The organism is Gordonia sp. 852002-51296_SCH5728562-b (assembly GCF_001665475.1).
Classification (GTDB): Bacteria; Actinomycetota; Actinomycetes; order Mycobacteriales; family Mycobacteriaceae; genus Gordonia; species Gordonia sputi.
The window spans coordinates 23,317-30,762 of the sequence record NZ_LZMI01000133.1 but is presented as its reverse complement, the minus strand read 5'-3'; the positions used below and the strand labels follow the sequence as shown (position 1 = coordinate 30,762).

Below are 7,446 nucleotides of genomic sequence, written 5' to 3'. Positions count from 1 at the left end.
ATCACCTCGACCAGATCGGTTTTCGACAGAGATTCGTCCTCGGCGACGCGCGCGAGCACCGGCGGCTGCGACGCGGGTGCGCCTGTGGCGTCGGCCGCGCCGGCCGGGTCGGGGAAGGTTTCCAAGGACATACATCGAACATACAGGCGAGGTCTGACAATTTTCGCTTCTTGCTCAGCGGGCTGTGGAGATCATCTGATGTAAAAGTCGCGCAACTAATTCCGAAGTCGGTCGGCATTCCGAATCAGAGCGATCGCAGAAGGTTCAGCTCGGCCAGTATCAGGTCGCAGCGTTCGGTGACGCCCACTTTCGGGAGAACGGTGATGCTGTAGCCGAGCCTTGCGTACGCGTCGAGCAAACGCGAGTATTCGTCAACGGCGTCTGCGAAATTCAGTTGGCGTTCTTCGTCATTGGCGTACAGCTCCGGCCACGGCGGCGTGAGGAAGATCCGCTGGTGATAACTCTGCAACTCATCGATCGAGCAGGCAGTTGGGCTCTCGTCATGACCGCCCTCGTAGTGACACAGTGCGGTGTCGGCGTCGACGAGGCCACGGTCGAAGAACACCCAGTCGTCACGATTGTGGTGGGCAAGGTCGGCTCGTGCCGTCTCGACGCAGCTGTGAGCGAAGCGAGCGGCGTCCACCCACGGCAACGCGCGACCGCCATTGGCGAGTTCGTCACGAACTATCCGTCTGCCCGGTTCCTCGACTGTGGTGAATCCGCGAGATGCCAAAGCCTCCAGCACAGTTGATTTGCCGCCGCCTGAGCATCCCGACAACACGACTGCACGCGACGGCGGCTGCATGCGCTTCTCCTTCTCTATCAGTGGCTGGCTAGACGGGTCCCGCGACGATCAGCCCGAGGCGCGGGTCATCTGCACAAGCATCCTCCCGATTGACTCTGGTACGGGCCGGACGCCGCTGGCTGCTTGACTCCGTAGTCCGAAGAGCGTGTCGAACACCATCCCGGATAGAAAGGTGATGAGGTCGGTGGCGTCGGCCGCGGGGTGGCGCGACCCCAACGCTGCGAGCAGAGAGGTGGCGCGCTCCAGCGAGAACAAGCATGAGCCGAGTTCTGTTCGCAGCGAATCGTTCTCACGAACTTCCGGCAGCAGAGCGAACATCGCGAGTGCATCGGCGCGGCGCGGGCCGTCGAAGGCCTCCAACTGCTCCGCGATGAACGCCGCTGCGGAGTCGGCAGTCAATTCTGCGGGCGGCCCAGCTCTGTCCATGGCTTCACGCGAGCGCTCGCGGACCCGTCCAATGGTCGCCGAGATCAGCGCCTCGCGCGTCCGGAAGTAGTACGACGTCGAGCCCTTCGGCAGTGCGGCCGCACGGTCGACGGCGCCGTGTGTCAGCGCGCGTGCGCCACCGTCGGCGTCGCCGACGCCATCTACCTCACCGCAACTCTTCGACGCATCGCCCGCGACGGGACACTGTTCATAGCGACGTCGAACTACCCCCCGCAACAACTGCTGCCAAACCCGTTGATGCACGACCGCTTTCAACAGGCGATCGATCTCATTGAGCGAGAGTATTCGGTGATCTGGATCGGGGAGGGCGACGACTACCGAAGGTGCAATGGCCCGATACGTCACGGCTTCGCATCCGGAACCTGGTCATCGACGGAGTCTGAGCAGATCACGCGGATGTTGCCCACACAAATCGATATGAACGGCCAGTCGGTCGCGGTTCTACACAACGCCACGGCGGCGGCAGTTGCGTTCGTCGAGCTCTGCGAGCGGCCGCTGGGGATGCGGGAGTACCTCGCGCTGACCGAGCGGTTCCGCGAGATCACTCTCCGCGACGTACCCGACCTCGCCCTCGTGGACCGAGAACCACTGCAGCGCTTGGGAAATCTGGTCGACATCTGTTGTGACCGGGACATCGTTCTCAACATTGTGTCTCAGGGAACTCCACGCGACATCCTCCGCGCGAAGCGGTCACCGCCCGATGCGGCCCGCACAATAAGCCGATTGTCGATGCTGCGGCCCACAGCCAACACGACTCATCTCGACGCGGAAACGTGATCGGCCGACGCCCTGTTCGCGGCGCGTGCGGCGTCGAGAAGCGTTGTGCCGTTGGCGAGATGCGCAACAAGCGTGCCCGCGAAGACATCGCCTGTACCCGTGGTGTCCACCACGTCGACCTGCGGAACGTCGAGGATGTCCAGCGATCCGCTCCCGGCGACCACCACGTCGTCGCCACCTCGCGTGATGATCACGGATCTGCTGATAGTCAACAACTTTCGCGCGAGGTCAGACGGCTCGGCATCCTCTGACAAATCTGCGTAGTACGCCGCCTCGATCTGATTGACGATCAGCGGGTCGGCTTCGGCGAGGATCGACGGGTCGACCGGTGCAGTCGGGCTGGGATTCAGGACGAATCGAATCTCGCTGTCTTGGCACCACGTCGCGGTTGCAGCGGTGACCTCGGTGGGCGATTCCAACTGCGTCATCACGACGGCGGGGCGCAGCGCGTCGAGTGCCGCGCCGACGTCGTCGGGGGTCAGTTGGCTGTTGGCGCCGGAGATCACGATGATGCTGTTGTCGCCATCCTCGTCGACCTCGATGACCGCATGGCCGCTGGTGCCCGATACCCGTCGCACGTACGTGACGTCGACGCCCACGTCGACGAGATCAGACACCAACCGGTCTCCAGCCGCATCGGTGCCCGTCGCACCCACCAGCGCGGTTGACGCGGCCGCGGCGGCGGCTCGTGCCTGATTGGCTCCTTTGCCGCCGGGACGCTCGGTCAACGACCGACCGAGGACCGTCTCACCGACGGCGGGTCTGTGGGCGAGTGTGACCACCAGGTCGAGATTCAACGTTCCGACGACCGCCACCACTCCTGAACCTGTTGCCTCCATACCCCGAGTATGCCGTTACGCCGGTCGCGTAGATTGCTGTTCGATCACCGAGATGGAGGAGAGCAGATGGCCGCGTCACGCTGGAAACGAGTGCAGACACTGGCACGCATCCTCGGCGGACATCAGGTTGCACCAGACACCGAGACCCCTCACGTCACCTTCTTCGACGATCCGCAGCGCACGCTGCGTCGCTACGGCACCGCCGAGCAGGTTTCCGCCGCCCGCGCATCAGGCAGGCCGCCGATCCTGCTGGTCCCGCCGCTCGCGGTGCCTGCTCGCTGCTACGACCTCGGGCCGGGGCAATCGGCAGTCGAGCATCTCCTCGCCGCGGGACGCATCCCGTACGTCGTCGACTTCGGCGACGTCGGGCAGGCACACCGGCAGGTCGGCTTCGAGACCTACTTCGACGACATCGTTCCGCAGGCGATCGACCGAGTGCTCACCGACTACTCCGCCGATGAGGTCGACGTCGCCGCGTGGAGCCTGGGCGGGACCGTGTCGCTCCTGATGATCGCGGCGCACCCAGACCTGCCGGTGCGCTCGATCACCGCGATCGGTACACCGCTCGACTACGACGCCGTGACGCCGTACCCGCTCGTCAAACGGGTCATGCAACCGGTCGGCGGTGTGCCGATCACGGGCGCGCTCAAGGTGATGGGCGGCATTCCCGCGCCACTGGTGCGTATCGCCTACCGCGCGCTGGCCGCCGACCGCGAACTCAAGAAGCCGCTCTACATCCTGCGCAACGCAGACGACCACGAGGCGCTCGCTCGCATGCAGGTCATCGACCGATTCCAGAACGCCATGCCGGGCTATGCGGGCAAGGTGTCGCTACAGATGTGGGAGAACTTCGTCTACCGCGACGAATTAGCTTCGGGTGTAGTCGATTTCGATGGTCGCATTGTCGATCTGACGACGATCCGCAAGCCCATCCAACTCTTCGGCAGCCACCGCGACGCCATCGCGAGCTGGGAAGCCGCTCACCACGGCGTCGAACTTCTCAGCGGCTCAACCGACGTGCACTTCCAGACCGTCGAGACCAGTCATCTCGGCCTGATCGCAGGCGACGCCGCTGCGGAACAGACGTGGCCGCGCGTCGAAGAGTTCCTCGACGAGCTCGACACACGAGAAGTGCTGCAGCACAAGTGACGTCAGCTCTCGGCTGATGCTGTCCGCCGAGCGGCCAACCACGCGTGCACCATCGGGACGGCGCTTGCTCCCTCGCCACTCGATGCGGCGACACGCTTCATCGACTGTGCCCTGATGTCGCCCGCGGCGAAAACCCCTGCGACACTTGTGGCGAGATTCGGTGGCGGGAGTTCGCCGGGCCACTGATCCTTCGGAACGTCGCGTCCGGTCAGTACGAAGCCGCGATCGTCGAGCGCAATCGTGTCGGGCAGCCAGTCGCAATGCGGTTCGGCACCGATCAGCAAGAACAGTCCGCCTGCGCTCACCCGCTCGCTGGCGCGAGTGACGGTGTCGCACAACTCCAGCCATTCGAGTTGGCCATCGCCACCGCCGTCGATGACCTCGGTGGTACCACGCACATCGATCCGCGGGTGATACGCGATCTCCCCGATCAGATACTGCGACATCGTCTCGGTGAGGTCTGACCGTCGAATCAGAATCGTCACCGAGCGCGCGAAGCGGGCGAGATGAATCGCGGCCTGCCCGGCAGAATTTCCACCACCGACGACGAACACGTCGCGCCCGTCCATCTCGCGTGCCGCGGACATTCCCGCACCGTAGTTCACACCCGACCCGACAAGCGATTCCAGCGATTCGACGCCCAGCCGTCGATACGCGACACCGCTCGCGATGAGCACACTCCTCGCAAGCACGTCGCCACCCTCGGTGCAGAGGCGATGCGGTGCATCGTCGACGCCGAGTCGCAGTTCGTCGACAGGCCACCCGGAGTAGAAGCGCGCACCGAAACGTGTTGCCTGCGTACGTGCACGCTGCGCGAGACGCATCCCCGAGATGCCACGCGGGAAGCCTAGGTAGTTGCGGATCATCGAACTCGTACCAGCTTGTCCCCCAACGACATCGGATTCCAGAACCACCGTCGACAAGCCCTCCGACGCGCCGTACACGGCGGCCGCGAGTCCCGCGGGTCCTGCGCCGACGATCGCCAGATCGACGACCTCGTCCTCGTCCACATCCGATGGCCGTCCGAAGATGAGCGCCGATACGTCGCGTGGCGTGCCCGGTGAGATCACACGGTTGCGCAACTTCGGGGCCATGGACTGGACGAGCGGAAACCGAACCGGTGCGCCACCCGAGTCGTACAGCGCGAGCGCCGCCTGCCCCTCGACACTGTCGCTGGAGTACATCCGATTGGGCATCCCCATGCGGTCGAGGAGGTCTCGGATGCCCAGCGTGAGCGCCGACGACGAGTCGCTGATGACGCGAACGGAGTCGACGACCGGGGTCGCGACGGTCGCACCCCAGTCGGACAGCATCTCGGTGATCGCGTAGTGGAATTCCTCGTCGCGAGCGCCACGCGGCATCAGCAGAAAGGTGTCGAACTTGCCTTTCGCGAGGGCGGGTCGCAGCATCTCGATGTGGGTGCCGAAGTTCTCCCACGAGATGATGACGACGCGTTTGGCCGTCGGCACGATGGAACGAAAAGTGCTCAGCGCCTCGAACACCGACATGTCCGGCAACTCGGACTCCACGACGATCTGCGCCACCGGAACCCCGTCGCCCACAAGGCTGCCGAGGAGCACTATCGCTCCGACCCCCGACTCCGCACACTCGATGCGATAGTCGCGGAGATACCGACCGAACTCACCGCGAAGTTGCTCTGAGTGGCCGGACGACACGAGCACGATTGCGGGTTGATCACCCATAACTCCAGTGTGGCAGGAAAAGGCGCGGTGGAGTGGAGACTGAAGGCGCAACCACGCAACCGCGCGGAATAGATTGCTAGGCTGACCGGCATGCATGTGGATCCCACTGTCGGTGTCGCCAGCGCTGGCTTGATCGGCGGATATGCGACCGCGCGGTACACCGGCAAACGTCCTCTCGGGGGCGTGGTCCTCGGCCTGGCGGGCGCCTGGTGCACGCGGCAGTGGCTGAGCCGGGGGCCCGGACCCGCCGCCGGACTTCTCACGGGCTACCTCGCGGCGTTCGGGCTCTCGCACCCACTCGCCAAGAAGATCGGCGCATGGCCGTCGGTCTTCGCGGTGACCGGGGCATTCGGCGCCGCGACGTGCGCCGTCACCTCCCGTACCGCCGCCACCTCTAGTGCGGGAGCCTGAAGTATGGCGTCCAAGCCGCACGTGGTGATCATCGGAGCCGGATTCGCCGGCGTACACGCCGCTCGGCGACTCAAGAAGGAGCCGGTCTCGGTCACCGTCATCGACCGTGGCACCAGCCACCTCTTCCAGCCGCTGCTCTACCAGTGCGCAACCGGCATCCTCTCGGAAGGCGCGATCACCAGCCCCATCAGGCATCTGCTTCGACGCCAGCGCAATGTCAACGTGGTGCTCGGCGAGGCCGACGATATCGACGTCGCGGCAAAGGTTCTCACCATTCTCGGGGCCGACGGCAGTCCCACGACGATCAGCTACGACTACCTCGTCGTCGGGACCGGCATGCGTACCGCGTATCACGGCTGCGACGACGCGATCGAGAACTCGATCGGCATGAAGACACTCGACGACGCACTTGCGATTCGACGACAAGTGTTGGGCGCCTTCGAGATTGCCGAGACTCTCACCGATCCCGACGAGCGTCGGGCATGGCTCACGTTCGCTGTCGCGGGCGCCGGCCCAACCGGCGTCGAAATTGCCGGGCAGATACGCGAATTGGCGACGCTCTCACTCGGACGAGAGTTCGACTCCATCGATCCCACCGAAGCCCGGGTGCTCCTGTTCCACGGGTCTGATCGTGTCTTGCCCTCGTTCAGTGAGTCATTGTCGAAGCGGGCGCAGCGCACCCTCGACAAGATCGGCGTCGAAACCCATCTCGGTGTCCACGTCGTCGACGTCGGCGAGGACACAGTTCAGACCAAGGACAAGAAGACCGGCGAACTCACGACATTCGAAGCCAGAACGACGTTGTGGACCGCAGGAGTCGAGGCCGTCCCGTTCGCACGGACTCTCGCCAAGGCGCTCGGCGTCGAGCAGGATCGTTCTGGGCGGATTCCGGTGCGCGACGACCTCTCCGTCGAGGGGCATCCCGACGTGTTCGTCGCGGGCGACACGTCGTCGTTGAACAACCTGCCCGGTGTGGCCGAGGTGGCCATGCAGGGTGGACGTCACGTGGGTGGCGTGATCGCGGATCTCGTTGCGGGACAATCGGAACGTAAGCCGTTCACGTATCACGACCTCGGGAATGCCGCCTACATCGCGCGACGCAATGCCATTGTGCAGAGCGGTCCGCTGGAGATGTCGGGAACCTTGGGCTGGCTCGCGTGGGGAGTGATCCACGTGGCTTTCCTCGCAGGCGTTCGGAATCGGATGGGCGCAATGGTGACCTGGTCTGCAACGCTGATCACGGGCACTCGAAGCGAACGAGCCATCACCTACGGCGACCCTCGCAGAGCGCATCAGCCCTACCCCGACGAATGAC

The 7,446-nt window shown here is 64.6% G+C and carries 8 protein-coding genes; 4 read left to right on the top strand and 4 right to left on the bottom strand.

What is annotated here, in order from left to right; all coding sequences use genetic code 11:
• Positions 1 to 244: 244 nt before the first annotated feature.
• Together A5766_RS22870 and A5766_RS25245 are read right to left on the bottom strand one after the other, a co-directional pair.
• Positions 245 to 805 (bottom strand): AAA family ATPase, encoded by a 561-nt coding sequence (locus tag A5766_RS22870; protein WP_064861265.1) that lies wholly within the window; start codon positions 803 to 805, stop codon positions 245 to 247.
• A 48-nt stretch (positions 806 to 853) separates the two neighbouring features.
• Positions 854 to 1,495, bottom strand: a complete 642-nt coding sequence (locus tag A5766_RS25245) for a TetR/AcrR family transcriptional regulator (RefSeq protein WP_231894791.1) — start codon at positions 1,493 to 1,495, stop codon at positions 854 to 856.
• Here A5766_RS25245 and zapE point away from each other — a divergent pair.
• On the top strand, positions 1,391 to 2,029 hold the full coding sequence (gene zapE / locus A5766_RS22860; protein ID WP_231894792.1) for an AFG1/ZapE family ATPase: 639 nt from the start codon (positions 1,391 to 1,393) through the stop codon (positions 2,027 to 2,029). The two genes, A5766_RS25245 and zapE, sit on opposite strands and share 105 nt — an antisense overlap.
• Here the strand turns inward: zapE and A5766_RS22855 are convergent.
• A complete protein-coding gene (locus tag A5766_RS22855; RefSeq protein WP_005203308.1) occupies positions 2,008 to 2,868 on the bottom strand; it encodes a PfkB family carbohydrate kinase in 861 nt (286 codons plus the stop codon). The genes zapE and A5766_RS22855 overlap by 22 nt on opposite strands.
• 66 nt (positions 2,869 to 2,934) lie before the next feature.
• On the opposite strand from A5766_RS22855, the gene A5766_RS22850 reads away from it, so the two are divergent.
• Complete coding sequence (locus A5766_RS22850) at positions 2,935 to 4,017, top strand: alpha/beta hydrolase (protein WP_005203307.1); 1,083 nt, start codon at positions 2,935 to 2,937, stop codon at positions 4,015 to 4,017.
• A gap of 2 nt (positions 4,018 to 4,019) precedes the next feature.
• Here A5766_RS22850 and A5766_RS22845 read toward each other — a convergent pair whose 3' ends face one another.
• Positions 4,020 to 5,720, bottom strand: coding sequence for an FAD-dependent oxidoreductase (locus A5766_RS22845; RefSeq protein ID WP_039854707.1), 1,701 nt, complete (start codon positions 5,718 to 5,720; stop codon positions 4,020 to 4,022).
• Positions 5,721 to 5,810: 90 nt separating this feature from the next.
• On the opposite strand from A5766_RS22845, the gene A5766_RS22840 reads away from it, so the two are divergent.
• Positions 5,811 to 6,131, top strand: a complete 321-nt coding sequence (locus A5766_RS22840; RefSeq protein ID WP_005203304.1) for a hypothetical protein — start codon at positions 5,811 to 5,813, stop codon at positions 6,129 to 6,131.
• Between the two features lie 3 nt (positions 6,132 to 6,134).
• Entirely contained in the window at positions 6,135 to 7,445 is a 1,311-nt protein-coding gene (locus tag A5766_RS22835) for an NAD(P)/FAD-dependent oxidoreductase (RefSeq protein WP_005203301.1), read from the top strand.
• The last annotated feature ends 1 nt before the right edge of the window (position 7,446 follow it).